This is a genomic window from Leeuwenhoekiella sp. LLG6367-2.1, from assembly GCF_045055775.1.
GTDB lineage: Bacteria > Bacteroidota > Bacteroidia > Flavobacteriales > Flavobacteriaceae > Leeuwenhoekiella > Leeuwenhoekiella aequorea.
The window spans coordinates 418,680-439,402 of the sequence record NZ_CP159331.1; the positions used below are offsets into that span (position 1 = coordinate 418,680).

At 35.7% G+C, this 20,723-nt stretch carries 18 protein-coding genes; 8 read left to right on the forward strand and 10 right to left on the reverse strand.

Going from position 1 to position 20,723, the window contains the following annotated elements; all coding sequences use genetic code 11:
• Positions 1 to 9 precede the first annotated feature (9 nt).
• The 3 genes from ABVM53_RS01935 (at position 10) to ABVM53_RS01945 (ending at position 2,597) form a co-directional block, all read left to right on the forward strand.
• Entirely contained in the window at positions 10 to 465 is a 456-nt protein-coding gene (locus ABVM53_RS01935; protein ID WP_405328831.1) for a GNAT family N-acetyltransferase, read from the forward strand.
• Between the two features lie 75 nt (positions 466 to 540).
• Positions 541 to 1,338: an MBL fold metallo-hydrolase gene (locus tag ABVM53_RS01940; protein WP_405328834.1), complete on the forward strand. Its 798-nt coding sequence runs from the start codon at positions 541 to 543 to the stop codon at positions 1,336 to 1,338.
• Between the two features lie 134 nt (positions 1,339 to 1,472).
• A complete protein-coding gene (locus ABVM53_RS01945; protein ID WP_405328837.1) occupies positions 1,473 to 2,597 on the forward strand; it encodes a lactonase family protein in 1,125 nt (374 codons plus the stop codon).
• Between the two features lie 117 nt (positions 2,598 to 2,714).
• Here ABVM53_RS01945 and ABVM53_RS01950 read toward each other — a convergent pair whose 3' ends face one another.
• The 3 genes from ABVM53_RS01950 to ABVM53_RS01960 all read right to left on the reverse strand — a co-directional run bounded on the left by ABVM53_RS01950 (position 2,715) and on the right by ABVM53_RS01960 (position 9,279).
• Positions 2,715 to 4,349, reverse strand: a complete 1,635-nt coding sequence (locus tag ABVM53_RS01950) for an amidohydrolase (protein ID WP_405328840.1) — start codon at positions 4,347 to 4,349, stop codon at positions 2,715 to 2,717.
• A gap of 113 nt (positions 4,350 to 4,462) precedes the next feature.
• A complete protein-coding gene (locus tag ABVM53_RS01955) occupies positions 4,463 to 6,211 on the reverse strand; it encodes a TonB-dependent receptor (RefSeq protein WP_405328843.1) in 1,749 nt (582 codons plus the stop codon).
• A gap of 50 nt (positions 6,212 to 6,261) precedes the next feature.
• Entirely contained in the window at positions 6,262 to 9,279 is a 3,018-nt protein-coding gene (locus ABVM53_RS01960; RefSeq protein WP_405328846.1) for a tetratricopeptide repeat protein, read from the reverse strand.
• Between the two features lie 165 nt (positions 9,280 to 9,444).
• Here ABVM53_RS01960 and ABVM53_RS01965 point away from each other — a divergent pair, with 165 nt between their 5' ends.
• From ABVM53_RS01965 to ABVM53_RS01980, 4 genes are read left to right on the forward strand one after another with little or no spacing between them, the layout of a single operon-like run.
• Complete coding sequence (locus tag ABVM53_RS01965; protein WP_405328849.1) at positions 9,445 to 9,585, forward strand: hypothetical protein; 141 nt, start codon at positions 9,445 to 9,447, stop codon at positions 9,583 to 9,585.
• A 35-nt stretch (positions 9,586 to 9,620) separates the two neighbouring features.
• Positions 9,621 to 10,304 carry a cell division ATP-binding protein FtsE gene (locus ABVM53_RS01970; protein ID WP_128757506.1) on the forward strand — a complete coding sequence of 228 codons (684 nt, stop codon included), beginning with the start codon at positions 9,621 to 9,623 and terminating at the stop codon, positions 10,302 to 10,304.
• A gap of 15 nt (positions 10,305 to 10,319) precedes the next feature.
• On the forward strand, positions 10,320 to 11,210 hold the full coding sequence (locus tag ABVM53_RS01975) for a glycosyltransferase family 2 protein (protein ID WP_405328853.1): 891 nt from the start codon (positions 10,320 to 10,322) through the stop codon (positions 11,208 to 11,210).
• The gene (locus ABVM53_RS01980; protein WP_405328856.1) at positions 11,203 to 12,138 is read left to right on the forward strand and encodes a glycosyltransferase family 2 protein; all 936 of its coding nucleotides are present in this window, start codon (positions 11,203 to 11,205) and stop codon (positions 12,136 to 12,138) included. The genes ABVM53_RS01975 and ABVM53_RS01980 overlap by 8 nt, the downstream gene beginning before the upstream one ends.
• Here ABVM53_RS01980 and ABVM53_RS01985 read toward each other — a convergent pair.
• Together ABVM53_RS01985 and ABVM53_RS01990 are read right to left on the reverse strand one after the other, a co-directional pair.
• The gene (locus ABVM53_RS01985) at positions 12,125 to 12,523 is read right to left on the reverse strand and encodes an FdtA/QdtA family cupin domain-containing protein (RefSeq protein ID WP_371457073.1); all 399 of its coding nucleotides are present in this window, start codon (positions 12,521 to 12,523) and stop codon (positions 12,125 to 12,127) included. The genes ABVM53_RS01980 and ABVM53_RS01985 overlap by 14 nt on opposite strands.
• Positions 12,510 to 13,676 carry a glycosyltransferase gene (locus tag ABVM53_RS01990; RefSeq protein ID WP_405330837.1) on the reverse strand — a complete coding sequence of 389 codons (1,167 nt, stop codon included), beginning with the start codon at positions 13,674 to 13,676 and terminating at the stop codon, positions 12,510 to 12,512. The genes ABVM53_RS01985 and ABVM53_RS01990 overlap by 14 nt, the downstream gene beginning before the upstream one ends.
• Here ABVM53_RS01990 and ABVM53_RS01995 point away from each other — a divergent pair.
• Positions 13,652 to 14,788, forward strand: a complete 1,137-nt coding sequence (locus ABVM53_RS01995) for a glycosyltransferase (protein WP_405328859.1) — start codon at positions 13,652 to 13,654, stop codon at positions 14,786 to 14,788. The genes ABVM53_RS01990 and ABVM53_RS01995 overlap by 25 nt on opposite strands.
• Here the strand turns inward: ABVM53_RS01995 and ABVM53_RS02000 are convergent.
• The 5 genes from ABVM53_RS02000 to typA all read right to left on the reverse strand — a co-directional run bounded on the left by ABVM53_RS02000 (position 14,785) and on the right by typA (position 20,573).
• On the reverse strand, positions 14,785 to 16,086 hold the full coding sequence (locus ABVM53_RS02000) for an O-antigen translocase (protein WP_405328862.1): 1,302 nt from the start codon (positions 16,084 to 16,086) through the stop codon (positions 14,785 to 14,787). The genes ABVM53_RS01995 and ABVM53_RS02000 overlap by 4 nt on opposite strands.
• Complete coding sequence (locus ABVM53_RS02005) at positions 16,076 to 17,176, reverse strand: DegT/DnrJ/EryC1/StrS family aminotransferase (protein ID WP_405328865.1); 1,101 nt, start codon at positions 17,174 to 17,176, stop codon at positions 16,076 to 16,078. Before ABVM53_RS02005 ends, ABVM53_RS02000 begins: the two co-directional genes overlap by 11 nt.
• The gene (locus tag ABVM53_RS02010; protein ID WP_405328867.1) at positions 17,173 to 18,174 is read right to left on the reverse strand and encodes a GNAT family N-acetyltransferase; all 1,002 of its coding nucleotides are present in this window, start codon (positions 18,172 to 18,174) and stop codon (positions 17,173 to 17,175) included. Before ABVM53_RS02010 ends, ABVM53_RS02005 begins: the two co-directional genes overlap by 4 nt.
• Positions 18,175 to 18,307: 133 nt before the next feature.
• Positions 18,308 to 18,652: a hypothetical protein gene (locus ABVM53_RS02015; protein WP_128757514.1), complete on the reverse strand. Its 345-nt coding sequence runs from the start codon at positions 18,650 to 18,652 to the stop codon at positions 18,308 to 18,310.
• Positions 18,653 to 18,779: 127 nt separating this feature from the next.
• Positions 18,780 to 20,573, reverse strand: a complete 1,794-nt coding sequence (typA, locus tag ABVM53_RS02020) for a translational GTPase TypA (RefSeq protein ID WP_371457066.1) — start codon at positions 20,571 to 20,573, stop codon at positions 18,780 to 18,782.
• Between the last annotated feature and the right edge of the window lie 150 nt (positions 20,574 to 20,723).

Genomic DNA, 20,723 nt, shown 5'->3' on the forward strand with positions numbered 1-20,723 from the left:
TAATTATTTGTGAATTTTGACACGTATAAACCAGAATATGCTGCAGCATTTAAAGCGCTGAATATTCACTGGCTAGAACAGTTTTTTACCGTAGAGCAACACGACCAAAACGTATTAGGCAACCCCGTAAAATATATAATTAACACTGGCGGAGATATCCTAGTTGCTAAATTAGAGGATAACGTAGTGGGTGTTGTGGCACTAATGCCCGATGAAAATGGTGTTTTTGAATTAACTAAAATGGCTGTAGATTCTCATTACAGAGGTCAAAAAATAGGTCAGCAATTACTTCAGTTTGCCATTGATTTTGCTAGGAAAAAAGGTCTTGATTCCTTGATTCTATACTCAAGTAGAAAGCTTGAAAATGCCATTTACCTATACCATAAATTTGGTTTTAAAGAAATTCCGTTGGAGCAGCCTAATCCGTATTTACGTGCAGATATAAAAATGCAGATTAAACTTTAAGCTTTACAATTTCTTTAGTAAGACTATTGCCTATTTCTTGCTTTCTTTACTAAATAATATTTAAAAAAACTGAAAATGAGAAAATTAGTACTCACAGTGTTAACAGCTACATTAATATTTAGTTGTAAAAATGAAAACAAATCAGATGCTAACTCAGATATGGATGAGATGGCAGCAACAACAGATTCCACTGCGGTAGAAACTGAATTTAACATCACTCCTATTGAACACGCAACGGCTGTATTTGATTTTGGCGATGCTGTATTTTACATAGATCCTGTAGGAGGCGCAGCTGCTTTTGAAGGGCAACCTAAACCCAATATAATCCTGGTAACAGATATTCACGGAGATCACTTAAATGAAGAGACTCTTAATGCTATCGCAGATTCTACAACTACCATTTTTGCTCCTCAGGCTGTAATAGACGCTTTAAAAACCGATCTTAAAAATAGAGTAACACCTATTGCCAATGATGAAACTAAATCTTGGGATGGTTATGAGCTCACTGCTATACCTATGTATAACCTGAGAGAAGAAGCAAAACAATTTCATACTAAAGGCCGCGGTAATGGGTACGTTATTGAAAAAGAAGGTATGCGTGTTTATTTCTCTGGCGATACAGAAGACATCCCAGAAATGCGCAATCTTAAAGATATCGACAAAGCTTTTGTTTGTATGAATTTACCTTACACTATGACTGTAGAACGTGCTGCAGATGGTGTGATTGCTTTTGCTCCTAAACAAGTTTATCCGTACCATTTTAGAGGTCAGGATGGATTAAGCGATACCGATAAATTTAAAAGCCTGGTAGATGCTGCAGATATTGACAGCGAAGTGATTATGCTAGACTGGTATCCCAATAACGCAGAATAATTTGCATAACTTTTAAATCCCGATACCTGTATTGGGATTTTTTTTGCTTTTTTTACTGCTGTTTAAGGCTAAAGAAATACAGTAATTTTAGATTTCGCATAAGCGGAAAATCAAACCGGAAATATCCCATTTATATGAAAACAATAGTATTTGCTTTGAGTTTGTTCAGCATTATATCTTGTAAAAATACCGAAACAAAAACCGAAACTTCCATGACTCAATCCACAACAAGCGAAAACAAAGACACCTCGTTTTACATTGGCACGTATACTGATGGAGCGAGCAAAGGCATCTATAAATTAGCATTAAAAGAAGATGGTAGCTTTACCGAGCCTGTTCTGGCAGCCGAAGCCGCAAACCCATCATTTCTTGCATTTAATAAGAATAAAGATATTTTGCTGGCCGTTAATGAAAATGACCCCGGCACAATAGAATCATTTCAGGTTAACGGCGATACGCTGGTACAAATAAATTCAAGTAATACCGGTGGAGCGCATCCTTGTTACGTAACTACAAACAATCAAGATTATGTTTTAGTAGCTAATTATAGCGGTGGCAATGTAGGTTTATTAAAACTGAATGAAGACGGCAATTTAAGTGAATTACTAGATCTGGAGCAACATAAAGGCAAAGGAACTACAGACCGTCAGGAAGGCCCACACGCACACTCGGCTTGGTTTGTTCCAGATGGTAGCGGAATCATATCTGTAGATTTAGGAACTAATCAATTATGGTTTTCTTCAATTATTACCGAAACTAATAAACTCGACCCCAACCCTACTCAGAAATTAGATTTTGAACCGGGAGCAGGTCCTCGACATTTAGTATTTCACCCAACGAAAAATTACGTGTATGTTCTTAATGAACTCAATAATACTATAAGCCAAATTGAGAATAAAGATGGAAATTATACGATTTTAAACAACACCAGTATTCTTCCAGGTGACTTTAAAGATTTTTCTAAAGCGGCAGATATTCATATCTCTCAAGATGGGAAGTTTATCTATGCTTCTAATCGTGGTCACGATAGCATCGCAATTCTTGAGGTATTAGAAGATGGCAGCTTAAAGCTTTTAGCAAACGAACCAACACGAGGTAAAGACCCACGTAATTTTCAGATTACACCAGACGAGAAATTTATTGTTGCGGCCAATCAAAATGGTAACAACCTTGTTTCTTACAAAAGAGATTCAGAAACCGGTTTACTTACTTATGTTGCTCAAGTAAATGCTCCTGCTCCTGTGTGTATTTTGTTTTAAAATACTACGTCAACAAAACTCATAATAAACTTATTTAGCCTGTCGCATAGCTTTAAAATAAAAGCACCCTTTTGATTATCAAAAGGGTGCTTTTATTTTAATTTCATTTATAATCTATTATTTTACCTTTTTACCGCCTAACCACGTCTGGTTTACTTTTAGATTCGGAATTAAATCTTCGGCAACAGTCATAATATCTTCATCCATAAGAATAAAATCTGCAAACTTACCCACTTCAATACTTCCTTTTTCTTGCTCTTCAAAATTAGAAAAGGCTGCCCAGATTGTCATCCCACGTAACGTTTCTTCACGTGTTAAAGCATCCTTCATTTGAAAACCATTCTCAGGATACTGCTTTAAATCTTTACGCGCTACAGCAGCGTAAAATGTGTAAAACGGACTTACCTGTTCTACAGGGAAATCAGTTCCGAGTGCTATTACGCCAGACTCTTGAAGTAGCTTTTTGTAAGCATAAGCTCCTTTCATTCTGCGTTCTCCTAATCTATCTTTTGCCCAATACATATCACTGGTGGCGTGAGTAGGTTGTACAGATGGAATAATATTATCATCAAAATAATCAAAGTCCTCCTGTGCTATTATCTGTGCATGTTCAATCTTCCAGCGCTTATCAGATTGTCCTTTTAAAGCTTCGGTATAGGCTTTTAAAATCACAGTATTTGCAGAATCTCCAATCGCGTGCGTATTCATTTGAAAATTAGTTTTCGCCAGTTTCTGCGCAAGATTGTACATACTATCTACCGGTGTCACTAGAGCACCATAATGATCTGCACGATCAGAATACGGTAATCTTAAAGCAGCTCCACGAGATCCTAAAGCACCATCGCCATAAACTTTTACAGAGCGTACATTCATTTTATCTGTTTTTAGAATGCCACTATTTAGAAAATAATCTACATCCTCAGGCGTGTTACTTATCATCGCATACATACGCATATCCAGACCACCAGCTTGCTGTAAGCTATCTATAAGCAGAATCGTATTTTTATCCAGACCCGCATCATTTACCGTGGTCAACCCATAATCAAAACAGTATTGCTGCGCATCTTGTAAAGCTTTCACTTTTAGATCACGTGTCATTTGCGGCATAATCGCTGTAATCAAATCCATAGGATTGTCGATGAGAATACCGGTAAGACGATTGCCTTCACGCATTATTTCTCCACCTTCAGTTTTTGTAGATGCATTAATATTTGCCAGATCAAGTGCTTTTTGATTTACTAAGAGTGCGTGACCATCTATACGCTGAAGTGCAACTGGTGTATCTGGAAATAATGAATCTAGCTTTGCTTTGTTTGGAAACTCTTTTAGCTCCCAGTCATTTTGATCCCAGCCTCTACCATAAATAAATTCTGAAGGATTTTCCTTTTGAAAAGCAACAACACGTTCTACAACCTCATCAAAGCTCTCTGTGCCTACGAGGTCAACATTTTGTAACGATTGCCCAAATCTAAAAAAGTGGCAATGCGCATCAATTAATCCAGGTAGTATAGTTTTTCCTTTAGCATCTAAAGTTTCTTTTGCTGTGTATTTTGCTAGTAGTGAATCTGTGGCTCCTACAGCTATAAATTTTCCATCACGCACAGCAAATGCTTGTGCTTTAGAAAATTCTGAATCTACGGTATAAACCTGAGCATTGATTACCAGTAAATCAACTTCCTCTTTATTAGCAGTTTCATTTTTACAACTAATTACAAAAAACAGACTTAATAAGCCTAACAGCAAAATACGCATAACATTAAATTTTCAGCGAAAGTACAAATTAACTAGACATATTTTAAAACAAAAAAATCTCCCTGTTGAGGAGATTTTTTTGTTTTAAATACTGTGTAAATACTGTGTAAATACTACCAGTCAAATCGGTAAGTTGCACCGGCCATACCTTGTATTCCTTGTACAGGATAATTAATATAGCGTTCGTAATTATTTCCTAAAGCATTATTTACACGTGCAAAAAATGATAGTTGATCATTAAAGCGGTATCCCACGTGTGCGTTTGCATCAAAATAACTTTCTAGAGTTTCAACCGCAAGAGTATTTTGTACTGTGTTTGTCATAACACTCTCTTGATCTTTACGCTCCCCTACGTAGAATAGCGTAATCCCCGCAAACCAGTTTTTATCGATCTGGTAGTCTGCAAAAAACGATGCTTTAAAATCGGGTAAATTCCAAGCCTCTTCTGATAATTCGGTCTCATAGCTAAAAACTTCCCCGTTAACTCGCATTTTTAAATTGCTGTTTACATCAAAGTTTAGTTCTCCAAATAACGAAAGCGTACGTAAATCATCATTTACAATCCCAAATGAATTTCCAAACTGATAACCTTCCGCAGCCGAAGCATTGGCCGCATCTGGTGATCTTGGGTTGTTTTTAATTAAAAGTCTATTATCCTGAGACAAGTAGCTGGCTCTTAAATTATAACTCATAGCGCTACTTAGTTTCCCTTTTATTCCCGCATATAAATCAAATTTCTGATCTGTAGGAGAAATTGTATCTAAGGTAGGTGATACGAATGGATTTTCTGTTGCCAGATCTTGATAGGTATTTTGCTTAAGGTCTCCTTCTAGACCACCATACATAATAAAGTATTCATCAACAAGGCGGTATGAAGCACGAACACTAGGATAAACTTTTACATCAGTTTTAGAAGCATTAGGATCAAAATCTGCTGCAACATTTACCCCAAGGTCTAAAGTAAGATCTTCTTTTAATATCTGAATACTTGGATTTGCTCCTACGATTAAATGGCTGTACTCAAGAGATTCATCAATATCAAAGTTTCGGTCGAAGCTTCCGTTTACATAATCTAATTTCAAATCTAAACTTAGTTTCTGCTTAGCAATAGGAACCATAAAATCTGGTGCCACAACCGCACGTATTTCACTAGATTCAAAAGAGTCTCCAAAATAACCTACCTCAGCAGAAGCGCCTTCAAAAAATCCTTCATTAAATTCTATAGAACCACTTAATCCCGCATTATAAAAACTATGAGAAGGGTCTATAAATTGAACTATAGACTGGGTTTGCGCAACTTGAGCATCCAAACCATACCAATTATATAATTGATGTCCTAGATCTAAATCTGTACGCCAGTTAAAGTTGTTTGTACGAGAACTGTAGTTTAAATTTAAGTCTGTATCATAGAATTTGTCATCAAGAACCACATCTTCGATTCCTCCCTGAGACGAATTATGATTTAGATAGATCCCAAAATTTGAGTTTCTGTCGATCTCAAAATTGGTATACATTTCTGCAAGCGCACTGGTGTATGTACCAAAACCTAGTGTCACATAGTTATCATATAACTTTATAGGTTTGGCTTTCTTTACTGCTGTAGCCTTACCTTTTGCAGGAGCAAATGTTGAAGCTACGGGTACGCTGAATATACCGTAGGTAACTTTTTTCTTAGCCGTATTTACAGAGTCGTTTAATGCTGGTGTAGCTTTAATTTTAAAGGCATCACCTATTTCTGGAGTGTAAGGCTTAACAACATTTACGACTTCGGTCCCTAAATTATCTTTATCCTGAGCCTGCGCAAAGCTTGCTGCTCCCAGAATTAAACTTAAAGTGAAAATTGATTTTATATTTCTAATCATGATTGATTGTTCTAATTAAATTGATTCAACAAGGATCTTTTATGCTGAATTTAATTATCTCCTAGAGATGAATTGGTTTTAGACTCTGTAGCTTTAATACGTGCTAATTCTTGTTTTGCTTCTGCCACAACATCTTGATAGGTAGTAAAATTTTTAATCACACTATCTAAAATGTAGGTCGCCTGGTAAGCATCTCCTAGTTCATAGAAGTTCTTAGCCATTAATACAAGACCTTTTGCACCATATTCTTTATAGCCACTATAATCTTTAGCTAATTTCTGAACCTGAACGTTAGACCCTTTATAGTCTGCTTTCTTATTTTTAAAGAAGGCATCATAGTACAAAGCTTCAGCGGCTAGCTCACCGGTTGCTATTTTTAAAACTTGAGCATAAGCCTCAGCAGCACGACTCTCATTATTAGTCTTCATCGCACTGCGTGCAATAATAACTTGAGCATCACTTTTAACCTTATTATCAATCTTAGAATTTGATAAAACTTTCTCTGCATAAGACACAGACTGCACATAATCTTTAAGCTCATAATGCGACTTCATCAAGTTACTTTGAGCAAAGATGGTGTTTTGAGGAATGTCTGATTCATTTTCTAAACGCTGGAGTACAGGCACAGCTGCTGCATAATTACGCTCACTTAAATAAACCTGTCCTAAACGTGCCAGCGCTTGCTCTGTAAACTCGCTACGCTCTTTGTCTATTACATACTTATAATGAGGAATTGTTTTAGCAAATTCGTCTTTTCCAAAATACAACTGACCTAAATAGAAATGAGCTTCCATAGCACGTTGTCCGTTTGGATACTCTCTTAAGTATTTTTCAAAATTTTGTATTGCAACGGCATTATTGCTATTTACAAATTGCTTTTCTGCCGAAGAAAAAGCTGCATCATCTAATTCTGAATCTTCTACAGAAATATAATCCAGTCCATTAGCCCAGCGCCCATATTCTTCAACCTGTCCCATATCTATATAGATAAGTTTTGCCGAAGCAACAGCCTGAACTCCTTCTGGTGTTCCCGGGAAATCCTGCGCCACCTTTTTAAATAATGTTAGCGCTTGGCTGCTACGGTCTGTATTGTCATAAATAAGTGCTTTTTTAAGCTGTGCTTTAGCGGCAAACTTACTTTTAGGTATTTCGCGTACCAGTCTGTCATAAGCTTCAATTCCTTTTTCATTATTACCGGTTGCTACATAAGTATTTCCTAACTCATATAATGCATCATCGCGGTAACTTGATTTTGGAAATTGAGATGTAAAACTAGTAAGTGCTTCAATTTTTTGAGGATTACGATCTACAAAACCATAACTAATGGCTTTTTGAAAAGTTGCATAATCACGATCACCACCCGGCATTTCTATTGCAGCATTGTACGCTTCCATAGCCGGCCAATATTTACTACTTATAAAATAGCTGTCTCCAAGGCGCATATAAGCATCTACTTTGCGACCACTATCTGTTGATCCAGATTTTATATAATTCTCAAAATACTTAATCGCTTGATCATAATTTTTCTTTTTAAAGTAGGCATAGCCCAGGTTGTAACCAAGGTCTTTGTATTCTGGTAAGGAACTAGCAGCATTACTTTGTTCAAATTGCTTAAAAGTTAGCAGCGCATCATCAATATTATTTAATGTGTACTCACTCTCTGCCTTCCAGTACAGTGCACGGGCCGTAAAACTTGCAGTACGCGGATCTTTTAAAGATTTTTCAAAATTGGTTATTGCTTCACTGTAATTGCCATCATTAAATAATTCTATACCGCGGTAAAAAGCAACTTTTTGATAGGCTTCTTTATCTTGAAAATTGCGATTATTTTCAATCAACTCCATCGCACCTTCATAATTTTTAGAAGTGATATAAGAATCGATTAAAAGAGACTCTAAAGTCTGACGCTCTGTAGTATTTGGGTAAGCCTCCAGATAGTTACCTATCGCTTGCGGCGCCGGTTCATAAGCATTACCTATTTCATAACTTAACTTGGCATAGTTAAGTCCGCTATCTTCTTTAATTTTTGGAACAAAATCCATTTGATACGCATTACGAAAAGCGTTAAGTGCTTCTTGCTTACGATTTGTTTGTAAATAGGCATCAGCAAGATGGTAATATGCATTTTGCGCAACGCTATTTTTACCATCTACAATTTTATTGAACTCTCCTATGGCACTTTCAAAATCACCTTGCTTATAATAAGCATAACCTAACTGATAATAATCTGTATTTGACCAGCGACCACGTTTACCCTTGTATTCTTTTAAGTAAGGAAGTGCTTCGGAATAGTTCCCTAGGTTAAAATAGCTCTCCCCTATAATCTTATTTAATTCTGAAGCATCGATGCGGGTAGCACTTGGCAACTGCTCTTTTGCTAAACGTATTGCCTCTTCAAAATTACCTTGCTTAAAATTTAAATCTGCCTTAAAATAACTCAAGTCTTCCCGGGTACCTTCTTCTGCTTCTACTTGTTCAAACAGCTGACTTGCCTCTTCATAGTCATCATTTTCATAAGCCATAAACCCTTCATAATACTTTGCCTGAGGTCCATATTTTGTAGAATTACGTACACGACTAAAATACTCTTTAGCTTCTTCTGGGCTATTTGTTTTTAAATGAACATAACCCATATTAAAGTTAAAACGCTCTAATTCTACATAACTAAGACGATCTAGATCTACCTGCTCGTACCAGCGTTTAGATGCTGCGTATTTCCCATTTTCAAAATAATATTCGGCTACATCAAAATATGCAGCATTGCGTTTTGTGCTGGTAGGATAATTTTCAACAAATTTCTCCATAGAGGCATCTGCTCCACTTTGATTGAGTCTTACGGCTGCATTAGCGATATAATACGCACAATCTCCCTCAATGGTAGGGTCTGTGGTTTCTTGCTTAATTTCTCCAAAAAGAGCCTGAGCAGCCAGATATTGTTTGCTATTGTACAGGGTTAAAGCCTTATTATACTTAGCAAGTTCACTTGTAAATGCCTCAGACTGCTGTGCAGTGACTGCGGGTAACGTAACCAGCGTTATTAATGCCAGAAGTACATATTTCTTAATCATAAAATGGTTGTGTTTAATTTCAGCTAGTAGCGATATATCAGCATTACCTGAATTATGCGACTATAATGAGTAACGCTACAAAACTAGGATAATTATATATAGAGTACAGTTCTTCAAAAGAACTTTACGTGCTTATTTTCTTATAGTTTTCAACAACACTTTGCTGTGGCAACTACTGTAATCAAATCAAATAGTTATTGTACTTTTGATTTCGGTTTACAACACGCATTTAGAACAATGACCTCATTAACAATTGCGGTTTACGATGCAAAGTCTGTTTTAATTACCACTTGTAAAACCAATTAATCACCACGAGTTGTGGGTTTTATTTATTGCTATTTATGTCAACACCGGTACTGCAACTTAAAAATGCATCAATTTTTCAAAGAGAAAGTCTTATTCTTTCAGATATAAGTCTATCTATTAACAAAGGTGAATTTGTTTACCTCATAGGTAAAACCGGAAGTGGGAAAAGTAGTTTTATGAAAACTCTTTATGGAGATTTACCACTTCAGCAAGGCGAAGGAACGATTGTAGATTTTGATCTTGTTACATTAAAAGAAAAGCAAATCCCTTTTTTACGCAGAAAACTGGGTGTAGTTTTTCAAGATTTTAAATTGCTGAATGACCGTACGGTAAAAGAAAATTTGAAATTTGTTCTGAAAGCTACAGGATGGAAAAACCAAACCGAAATGGATTCTAAAATTGATGAAGTTTTAGACAAAGTAGGAATGAAAACTAAAGGTTTTAAATTTCCTTATCAGCTTTCTGGTGGAGAGCAACAACGTGTGGCTATTGCTCGTGCTTTATTAAATGATCCCGAACTCATATTAGCCGATGAGCCTACCGGAAATCTTGATCCGCAGACCTCTGTAGAAGTTATGGGTGTTTTGCAGGAAATCAACAAGAATGGAAATACAATCCTTATGGCAACTCACGATTATGCTTTGCTTTTAAAATACCCTTCTAAAACTCTTAAGTGCGACGGAAATAAAATTTTTGAAGTCGTACAAAAGACCATTTAAAGCTATCTTGTAGGTATGCTATCTATACTCATACCTGTTTACAATACATCTGTTTTTGAGTTGGTTTCCAGCATTTCTAAAATGGCTGAAGCATTGACTATCGCTTATGAGATAATTGTGATAGATGACGCCTCTACCGCTTCTGAAACACTTGATGCTAATGAATTTTTATGGGAGCTTAAAAACTGCACCTATATAAAATCCAAAGCAAACAAAGGCCGAACGGCTACAAGTGAGTGGCTTGCAAAAAGGGCCGCTTATGAGCTTCTTTTATTTTTAGATGCAGATGTATTACCGGCTTCTCCCCAATTTTTAAAAAATATCATAGACAACCATAAACAAGCTTCGGTAATATTTGGAGGTATTCAATATGAACAAACACCTCCTGAACCACAAAAAATGCTACGGTATATTTATGGTATAAAGCGAGAAGACAGATCGTTAGAAATCCGTAGAAAGCAGCCTCACCTCTCCATTACTCCAGCTGCTCTCTTTATCAAAAAAGACCTGTATTTAAGCTTAAAAATACCTGTTCACAATAGTTATGGACTAGATATTTTACTTACGTATAGATTAAAAAAAAAGGAAGTAACTATTCTGCATATTGAGAATTCTGTGATACATCTTGGTATCGAAGATTCTGAAGTCTATCTGCAAAAAACATATGAAGGTTTGCGAACTCTAGCGCATCTTGAGAAGCAAAACTTAATTTCTGAGACTTACAGACCCATACAACGCATTGCACGTAGGATGCAAAAATCGGGATTGTCGAGAGGATTTCTGAAATTGTTTGAGCGTGTACTAAAGAGAGCCGAAAAAAATCTATGCTCTCCAAGGCCTTCTTTAAAACTTTTTGATTCGTACCGGTTGTATTATTTTTTAAAAATCAAGCAGGACAATGCCTAGAATCACCGTTGTAATCCCGCTATATAATAAACAGAATTATATCTGTGATACCTTAAAATCTGTTTATGCGCAGACCTATACCAATTATGAAGTACTTATAATTAATGATGGTTCCACAGATTTAAGCGCACACTACGTAGAAAAAATAATCGACAAAAAAAATACCCGAATAATTCATCAATCCAATCACGGACTTTCGAATGCCAGGAACACTGGAATTAAATTTGCAAATTCTGAAATTATTTGTCTGCTTGATGCAGATGACTTGTGGTTGCCCACACACCTTGCGCAAATTATAGAATTGGTAACAGATTTTCCTGAAGCTAAAATATACGCTACTGCCTATTTAGAATTTTTTAAAAATGGAAAATCCCTAAAACCAAAAACTAACCTACCATCAACCCCATCCAAATTTATAGTCCAGGATTTTTTTGAAAGTAGTTTGTATCAACCTTTTATTACACCCAGTAGTTTTGCATTTAAAAAGGAAATTATTGATCAAATAGGAGGCTTTAACACCCAAATCACCTACGCAGAGGATACTGATTTTTTTATACGAGCAAACTTAAATTTTCAGCTCGCTTATTATAATAAACCTTCGTGTTATTACCGATCAGAAAGTGAAAATCAAATTACAAGAAGTTCTCTAAGTTCTAAGAAAGCTCCAGAATTTTTAAAATACAAGCTGGAAAATCCTAACCATCAATCTTTGAGGAGGTATATAAATTTACAGTATTACTACCTCAGCAATTACTATAAAATTGAAGCTGCACATTCTAAATATAACGAAGTCTATAAAAATATTGATTTAGAATTACTCAATTACAAGCAACGCTTTTTAATTAAAGCTCCAAAATGGCTACTACAATCTTTACGATTTGTAAAGCAAATTTTGCTTGATAAAGGAAAGCGAATTACGACCTTTTAAATTTCAAGTACTCTTTATAATCTCGTATATAATCTTCTTCTTCAAAAGCGCCACTGGCTAAAACCAAACAAATACCTCCACTCGAAAAATTATCCAACTCCCTCCAATAACCATTTGGGATTAGTAGACCTTCATTGGGCTTATTAAGTGTGAAAATCTCAACGCTTATTCCGTTTTTAATTTTTACATCAAAACTTCCAGATAATGCAATAAGCAAAGCAGATTGTTTGCGATGTGCATGACCACCACGGGAAGCGCCACTAGGGACATCATATAAATAATATACCCGTTTAAATTTAAAAGGAAGCGAATCTTCTTCTATAACCGATAGGTTTCCGCGTCGATCTTCGATTTTAGGTAATACAATACGTTTAGGAGTGCTCATAACTATGCTCAAGATACTGCTGCCAGTCTTTACTAACTGTTGCAGTATCAAATTTACGAATACTGTCTTTAGAAGCGGCTTTTAATTGTGTACGAAGTAATTCATTTTCGGCGAGCGAATTCATAGCTGCTGTAAGCGCTTCAAAATCCTGATGTGGAACGAGAATTCCATTTGTGCCGTCTATAAGTTCAGCAGGACCTGTGGGACAGTCTGTCGCAACAACCGGTGTCCCGCAGGCTAAGCTTTCTAGAATAACTCGTGGAAAACCTTCATAAGCACTGCATAAAACGGTGAACAATGCATTAGACACAAATGCTTCGGGCGATTCAATAAAACCTGCAAATTTCACATTATTCTCCAGATTAAGGGATTTTACTAATTGCTGAAGTTCGGTAAGCATCTCACCTTGTCCCAGAATCACTAAATCAATTTTTAAGTGAGATAATTTACTTTGAGAATAGGCAGTTATCAATTTATCAAATTGCTTGACACCGCGTTCGAGTCTTCCGGAAGCGACTATAAATTTAGAATCGATTCCTGCTGGCATAGGATAGTTCTTCGCGTAACTATTTACATCAATACTATTAGGAATAACGTGGATAGCATCAAATCTGTAAATATCCTTAAGCACTTGACGCGTAGCCTCTGTGAGAACGACCAATTTTTCATTTTTGAAAAGGATCTTGGATAACAAATTATTCTTCGGAAAATAATAGTCTATAAATGAACTTCTCACCATATAAACTGGCAAAATATCTGGATATAAAATCTGCTGAATAAGCAATTCTTTAAAAAAACTTTGTCGCATTCTAAAATCCAGAACTATCTGAATTTCATTTTGTTTTAGGTATTTTTTGAAATATCTAAGTCGTTTTAATTTATTAAATACATCATTTCTTTTATTCTTCAGTAAGCCTAAATTCAATAGGTCTCCGCTATACGCGTATCCTATATTATCTGTGATCGTACAGAGATGTATATTGTACCCCAGATTATTTAATGTAGTAGACAGTAATGCTGCAGAACGCTCTGCGCCTCCTCCTGCCAGAGACTCCGTGAGAATACATATATTTTTAAGCTTTGGTTTCAGAGAATGTGTATCTTTTCGAGCTAAAAATAACGCAAATAATGAGAATTCTGCTTGTAGGTGAATACAGCAATTTACATAATAGTCTTAAAGCGGGACTACAGCATTTAGGTCACGAGGTAACTTTGATGAGTACCGGAGATGCTTTTAAGAATTATCCCTCAGATGTTAAACTGAAAGCAAAATATGTAACAGGTTATTCTCTTCTTAATTTTTACAGAAAAGCCCTATTTAGATTAACTCAATTAGATATTGCCACGCTTGAAATTGGCTATAGGTGTCTTGATTTTCTGGTAGATCAAAAACCCTACGATGTAATCCAATTAATCAATGAATACCCTATTAAAACGCCCTATTTCATAGAGCGAAATATCATAAAGAGATTACGCTCACTCACGAAAAGATTTGTCATATTGGCCTGTGGTGATGATTATATCTCCTTAAGTTATATAAATAAGCTACCGCATCATCCCATTCTTCAAAATCCCGATATAGAATTTCCGTATAGTGAGCGATATATTTCTAACGACCACAAAAAATATCACGACTTTGTTTTTCTACAAAAAGATTTAATAATAAGTTCTGATCTCGATTATCACCCGGCGTACTTAAATGTCCCCGACTATTATGGGTTAATTCCCAATCCTATCCAACTGGAAAAATTTGAGGATTCACTACCTGCAACAACAGATAAACGTGTCATATTTCACGGTATTAACGAGGTTAATTATTATAAAAAAGGGAATGATCATTTTGAGCAGGCGCTGCTAAAAATTAAAGAGAAATTTCCCGATCGTGTAAAAATAATTTCGGCTTCTAATTTGCCTTATTCCGAATATTTGAAGTCCTATAATGAAGCCCATATACTTTTAGACCAAACCTATGCGCAAGACCAGGGTTATAATGCTCTGGAGGCAATGGCGCAAGGCAAAGTAGTATTTACTGGCGCCGGATCATTGTTTACCAAGCACTACAATCTGCCGCTGAACAGTGTTGCTATACATACTATACCTGATGCGGATAAAATTGCCGCAGATTTAGAAAATTTAATATGCAACCCAGAATTAATAAGGGAAATAGGAAAAAATGCCCGAAAATTTATAGAGGATAATCACGATTGTAAAAAGATTGCGCAGCAGTATATTAACGCGTGGTTATCTTTAGATATAAGCACTTAAATTAATGAAGACCTTCTAAACAAAGCTTTTCTAAAAATAAATAGTAAGAGAATCAAATAAAGGACATAGCTTATTAAATGTCCCATTGACGCACCTACAAAACCATACGTTCCTATTAATTGCGTACTGGTAATATAGATTATACTTAGTGATATAATTTGTGTGATTATAAATGTCCAAAATCTATTTTTAGCTAAAAGCTGATAAGCAATAACCAGACTTGCTACTTTAAAAAAGTCCCCTGAAAGTTGCCATATGAATATTGATTGCATCTCAAGAAATGAAGTATTAAAGACAATTTTAATTAGAAGTGTTTTAAAGATGTATATGATGATTAAACCTATCCCGAATACTGGTAAAATAGTTTTATAAAAGTTGAAAATTTCAATCCTAAAATCTTTATTCGTTTTTATTTCAGATAATTTTGGGAGTACATAGAGTGTCATTAATGTCGTTGCAAACATCATATAATAATCAGACAACCTAAGCATTGCGTCCCAGTAACCGGCTTTTTGAATACCGTCTACTTCGATTATCGTTTTACGAATACCCATATAAATCCAGGGTGATGTAACCGCTGAAAATAAAGTCATTACTCCGTACGCAGAAAACTTTTTTAAGATGCGGAAATCGATTTTTTCAGTAAAAATTAGTTTTAAGTTACTTGCCTTTTTGAGCAAAAATAAACCAGCAATAATTAGACTTATAATCCCGGAAACTACAATTGCCAACAACGCTCCAAATAGATTATACTTGATAATTAGAACAGCAGATAGGCAAACTCCAAGCAGATTAGTAATCACATTTATATAAATTACTTGCCTATACTTACCTAAGCCATTTATAATATTTAGTACAAGTGCATTTAAGGATAATAAGGGTAACCCAACACCTACAAGCTTTATAATTGTAGCGTAGTTATACGTGTTATTAAACACATACTTATCCAGTTCTACTGCATATACTACAAGTAAAATCCCAACAAGTATAGAAGCGATTAAACTCGTTTTCAATGCTGTGGAAATACTAATTCTTAACTGGTTATTATCTTCTTTATGCTCGGCGACATATTTAATAACTCCATTACTGAAACCTAACTGTCCAATACTTTGTACCGAATTGAGAAAGTTGCGAAGATCTCCTAAAACTGCCATACCCGAAGCACCTAAATAAAAAGCGATAAGTTTTGACATGATTAATCCGCAACCTACACGGATTATAATTCCGAGGCTGTTAAAGGAACTTACTCTTAGCAATGTATTTTGCGTGAGTAACCGACTTAAAAACCTAAACTTCATATGCGTTTAAAGCAGCTATAATTAAGGTTATATCGCGTTGACTTAATGAGGTATTTAATGGAATACTTATACACGTATCGGCTAGTTGCTCTGCAATCTCAAATTTTAAATTTGAATACGATTTTAGCGCAGGTTGTTTGTAAGCAACTACAGGATAATGAATCGCATAACCGATATCCAATTTGTTTAAATGAGAAATAAATGAAGTTCTGTTTTTTACTCTTACTACAAATACATAAAAAACGTGGCTTTGAGAATAATCCCAATAGGGCAGTTCGATATGAGGGTTTTTAATTTCATGTAAATACCGTGTAGCTATAGCTATACGTTTATTATTGCAGTTTTCTAAATCTTTTAATTTAAGATTTAAAAATTGCGCCTGTACTGTATCTAATCTTGAATTAAAGCCTAAATATTCATTCGAATTAAGAGAACTCCTTCCATAGTTTCTCAATTTTAATACTAATTCAGCCAAATGCGGATCTGATGTAATGCTAATTCCTGCATCTCCCAGAGCACCTAAATTTTTTGTTGGATAACAACTAAAAGCAGCTGCAATTCCAAAACTCCCGGAATACTTGCCATTTAATTTTGCTCCGTGGGACTGACTCGCATCTTCTACCAATATTAAATTATGAGCTTCTGCAAAAGCAAGAATCTGACGTACAGGCTGCATTTGTCCGTATAAATGCGTTACTACAACTGCCTTAACCGTTTTTGATACGGGTGGTATTTTATTTAAATCAATATTAAAAAACTGTGTTTCAACTTCAACAAATACAGGCTTCAAACCTGCCTGAATAATTGCCAAAACGGTAGCTGTATATGAATTAGCAGCTACTAAAACTTCGTCACCAACGTTTAGCTTTTTCTGTATTTTAAGACCTTCAAAAATGAGTCTTAAAGCATCAAGTCCGTTTCCTGTTCCTATAGCAAAAGGAACCTGACAATACGAAGCGAAGGCTTTTTCAAATTCTAAAACAGAATCTCCTAATATATAATTTTCGGTTTCTAAAAAAGTAGCAAAACAAGCTTTAAACTCATTGTGATAAGGAGCATTTACTTTCTTCAAATCTAGAAACGGAATCATACAACAACCTCTTTAAGTAAGTTGTGATTTGAAGTAGAAACCACATACGTCCGCTGAACACGGGTGCGAGCTCCAAAGCCCTCCTTCCAGAATTGAAGACCGCCATTGAGTTTTCTACCCGCCTCTTCATTTGAAGTACCAAAATCAAAATAGTATTTATCCTCAAAAACAGAATGAATAAGATGATCAAAGAGAAAGTCTAAACTTCCTAGCTTTTGACGGTCTTCGTTTGCCGAGATATATTGCACGTGAGCAACTGTAGCCGTTTCAAAAATTGTGGCTCCCGCAACACATTCGTTTGTAGCGTTTATAACATTAAACTGTCTGATAGCGTAAGGAAATTTATTGGCAAGTGTACTAATTTCATCTAGTGTATGCACTGGTGAAGTATCGTGACGCAACTGAAGATTTGGAATTAAAATAGTGTTCCAAAATGCAGAAAAATCTCGAGTTTCAATTATACTCAAATTAGAATTACTTGCTTTTCTAATACCGTCCTTACGTGAATTGTGAAACGGTATTGGGTTGCGTAAATCAATAACTGCAGCGGTTTCTACCTTCACTAATTGCGCTTCAGTTAAGAAAAGTACATAATCGAGTTCATCTGCGGGGAGCTCTTGGTAAAATTGCGGCATAATCTTTAAATAAAGTTTATGTATTCCGCCTTGAGCTAAAAATTTAAGCACTTGCTCAAATATATTTATTACCGTTTCCAAACGAATTTCTGCATCAAGCACAAGACCTCCATAAGAAAGACCCTGATGAGAATATAAGGTATCGTCTAACTGGTTAGCCGGTAATACCGCAAGTAGTTTATCCTCCTCATAAACCAATAAGCTATAATCGCTAAAACGATCTTTATGGTACTCCATAAAATCACGCTGAAATAGAAAAGAGGTGTTTTTAGAACCTTTGTATGTTCCATTAAGCGATGCTACAAAACGATCCCATCGCGATTTGTAAGCAGCAGTATATTTTATGATCGTATAAATTGGCAAGCCTAAAGTTTTAAGACAGGCTAAAGTACAAAATTTGAAAGGAGCTACAGCACCCTAAGGGGGTTCACTATACATTTAAAAATTAAAAAAGCATCTCTGTGAGATGCTTTGCAACTTTATTTTAAGAGCTTGTTTATTCAACAGTTATTGAATATTTTTCTACTGAGGTGGTAAAATAGTTACCATCTCCTATCGAGCCTTTATTTGTGATTTCTAAATAATCTTCACCTTTAAAATTAGTACCGGGAATATATTTTATAGTAAAAGCATCTACAAGAACCTCACCGTTTTTTGGAGCCACTGAAACCTCTCGACCACCCTCAACAGGAGCAGTATCGCGCGAAGCTATTAGCAAAGTATCATTTACCTGTACCTGAAGTTCTGCACTAGTTGTAGGAAAATCATCATTAGACTCTGAGCAACTATTAAGAGAACCTAAAGCTAATGTGGATAATGCTATTTTGTATAGAATATTCATAAAGTGATTGTTAGATTATATAAACAAGATACAAAATCATATACATGGTTGCGTCTAAGTAAAACTAAAGTAAAAAAAAAAGCACTTCCGTAAGGAAGTGCTTTCAAATATAAATTAAAACGTAAGATTAAATCTTGTTACGTTTACGATCATTTTCATTTAACCATACTTTACGTAAACGCAAGTGGTTAGGAGTTACCTCAACATACTCATCTTTCTGAATGTATTCTAATGCTTCTTCAAGAGAGAATTTAATTGCAGGAACAATCTTAGCTTTATCATCTGCACCAGATGAACGTACGTTAGACTGCTTCTTCGCTTTAGTAATGTTGATATTCATATCATCTTGACGTGAATTCTCACCAATTACCTGACCTTCATAAATATCTTCACCTGGAGATACGAAGAACTTACCACGATCCTGTAACTTGTCGATAGAATAAGGAATTGCATTTCCGTTTTCCATAGAAACTAAAGAACCACTAATACGCCCTGGAATTGTACCCTTATAAGGCTGGTATTCTTTAAAACGGTGTGCCATAATCGCTTCACCAGCAGTAGCTGTAAGCAATTGATTACGTAAACCAATGATACCACGTGATGGAATCATAAACTGGCAAATCATACGCTCACCTTTAGCTTCCATACTTAGCATCTCACCTTTACGCATAGAAACCATCTCAACAGCTTTACCGGAAACTGAGTCTGGTAAATCTATTGTTAGCTCTTCTATAGGCTCACATTTAACACCATCAATCTCTTTAATGATTACCTGTGGCTGACCTATCTGTAGTTCATAACCTTCGCGACGCATTGTTTCAATTAAAACTGAAAGGTGCAATACCCCACGGCCAAAAACCATAAATTTATCTGCACTACCAGTTTCTTCAACACGTAATGCAAGGTTTTTCTCAAGTTCTTTCCATAAACGGTCTTTAATATGACGTGAAGTCACAAATTTTCCGTCTTTACCAAAGAAAGGAGAATCGTTAATTGTGAAAAGCATACTCATTGTAGGCTCATCAATAGCGATTGTTTTAAGAGCTTCTGGGTTTTCAAAATCTGCGATAGTATCCCCTATTTCAAAACCTTCAATACCTACAAGTGCACAAATATCACCTGGAAGAACTTCAGGAACTTTTAAACGGCCAAGACCTTCAAAAGTGTGTAGCTCTTTAATTTTTACTTTCTTCACAGAGCCATCACGCTTTACTAAAGAAACCTGCATACCTTCTTTAAGGTGACCTCTTTGTAAACGACCAATAGCAATACGACCTGTAAAAGAAGAAAAGTCTAAAGATGTAATAAGCATTTGAACAGTACCTTCTTCGATTTTTGGCGCAGGAATGTGTTCCATAACCATATCAAGAAGTGGTTCTATATTTTCAGTTTGATTTTCCCAATGATCACTCATCCAGTTGTTCTTAGCAGAACCATAAACTGTAGGGAAATCTAGTTGCCATTCTTCAGCACCTAGTTCAAACATTAAGTCAAAAACTTTCTCGTGTACTTCTTCTGGAGTACAGTTTTCTTTATCCACTTTGTTGATTACAACACAAGGCTTAAGACCTAAGTCAATAGCTTTCTGCAGTACAAAACGGGTTTGTGGCATAGGACCTTCAAAAGCATCTACTAATAAAAGTACACCATCAGCCATGTTTAATACACGCTCTACCTCTCCACCAAAATCGGCGTGACCAGGAGTATCTATAATGTTGATTTTTGTACCCTTATACATTACTGAAACGTTCTTTGACGTAATAGTAATACCGCGTTCGCGCTCTAAGTCATTGTTATCCAGAATAAGATCTCCTGTGTTTTCGTTTTCACGAAACAATTGACAATGGTACATGATTTTGTCAACCAACGTAGTTTTACCGTGGTCAACGTGAGCGATAATCGCAATGTTTTTAATTTCCATAAGATGCCCTTATTTTAAGGGCGCAAAGATAACGTTAATTAATGGATTTTTAAGCACTTATTTTCAATTATAATCCGGGCGGCTTGCTGCTGATCAAAATTCTTCTAAAAAATTGAAAATCAGTCATAAGCAGCAACCGGGCTATTCGCT

What these genes read in the sequence shown, in the direction of transcription:
- ABVM53_RS01950 (WP_405328840.1), bottom strand. Translation starts at nt 4,349, where the DNA reads ATGCGTATTTTGCTGTTAGGCTTATTAAGTCTGTTTTTTGTAATTAGT.
- ABVM53_RS01940 (WP_405328834.1), top strand. Translation starts at nt 541, where the DNA reads ATGAGAAAATTAGTACTCACAGTGTTAACAGCTACATTAATATTTAGT.
- ABVM53_RS01995 (WP_405328859.1), top strand. Translation starts at nt 13,652, where the DNA reads ATGAGAATTCTGCTTGTAGGTGAATACAGCAATTTACATAATAGTCTT.
- ABVM53_RS02000 (WP_405328862.1), bottom strand. Translation starts at nt 16,086, where the DNA reads ATGAAGTTTAGGTTTTTAAGTCGGTTACTCACGCAAAATACATTGCTA.
- ABVM53_RS02005 (WP_405328865.1), bottom strand. Translation starts at nt 17,176, where the DNA reads ATGATTCCGTTTCTAGATTTGAAGAAAGTAAATGCTCCTTATCACAAT.
- ABVM53_RS01985 (WP_371457073.1), bottom strand. Translation starts at nt 12,523, where the DNA reads ATGAGCACTCCTAAACGTATTGTATTACCTAAAATCGAAGATCGACGC.
- ABVM53_RS01970 (WP_128757506.1), top strand. Translation starts at nt 9,621, where the DNA reads ATGTCAACACCGGTACTGCAACTTAAAAATGCATCAATTTTTCAAAGA.
- ABVM53_RS01945 (WP_405328837.1), top strand. Translation starts at nt 1,473, where the DNA reads ATGAAAACAATAGTATTTGCTTTGAGTTTGTTCAGCATTATATCTTGT.
- ABVM53_RS01955 (WP_405328843.1), bottom strand. Translation starts at nt 6,211, where the DNA reads ATGATTAGAAATATAAAATCAATTTTCACTTTAAGTTTAATTCTGGGA.
- ABVM53_RS01980 (WP_405328856.1), top strand. Translation starts at nt 11,203, where the DNA reads ATGCCTAGAATCACCGTTGTAATCCCGCTATATAATAAACAGAATTAT.
- ABVM53_RS02015 (WP_128757514.1), bottom strand. Translation starts at nt 18,652, where the DNA reads ATGAATATTCTATACAAAATAGCATTATCCACATTAGCTTTAGGTTCT.
- ABVM53_RS01975 (WP_405328853.1), top strand. Translation starts at nt 10,320, where the DNA reads ATGCTATCTATACTCATACCTGTTTACAATACATCTGTTTTTGAGTTG.
- ABVM53_RS01960 (WP_405328846.1), bottom strand. Translation starts at nt 9,279, where the DNA reads ATGATTAAGAAATATGTACTTCTGGCATTAATAACGCTGGTTACGTTA.
- typA (WP_371457066.1), bottom strand. Translation starts at nt 20,573, where the DNA reads ATGGAAATTAAAAACATTGCGATTATCGCTCACGTTGACCACGGTAAA.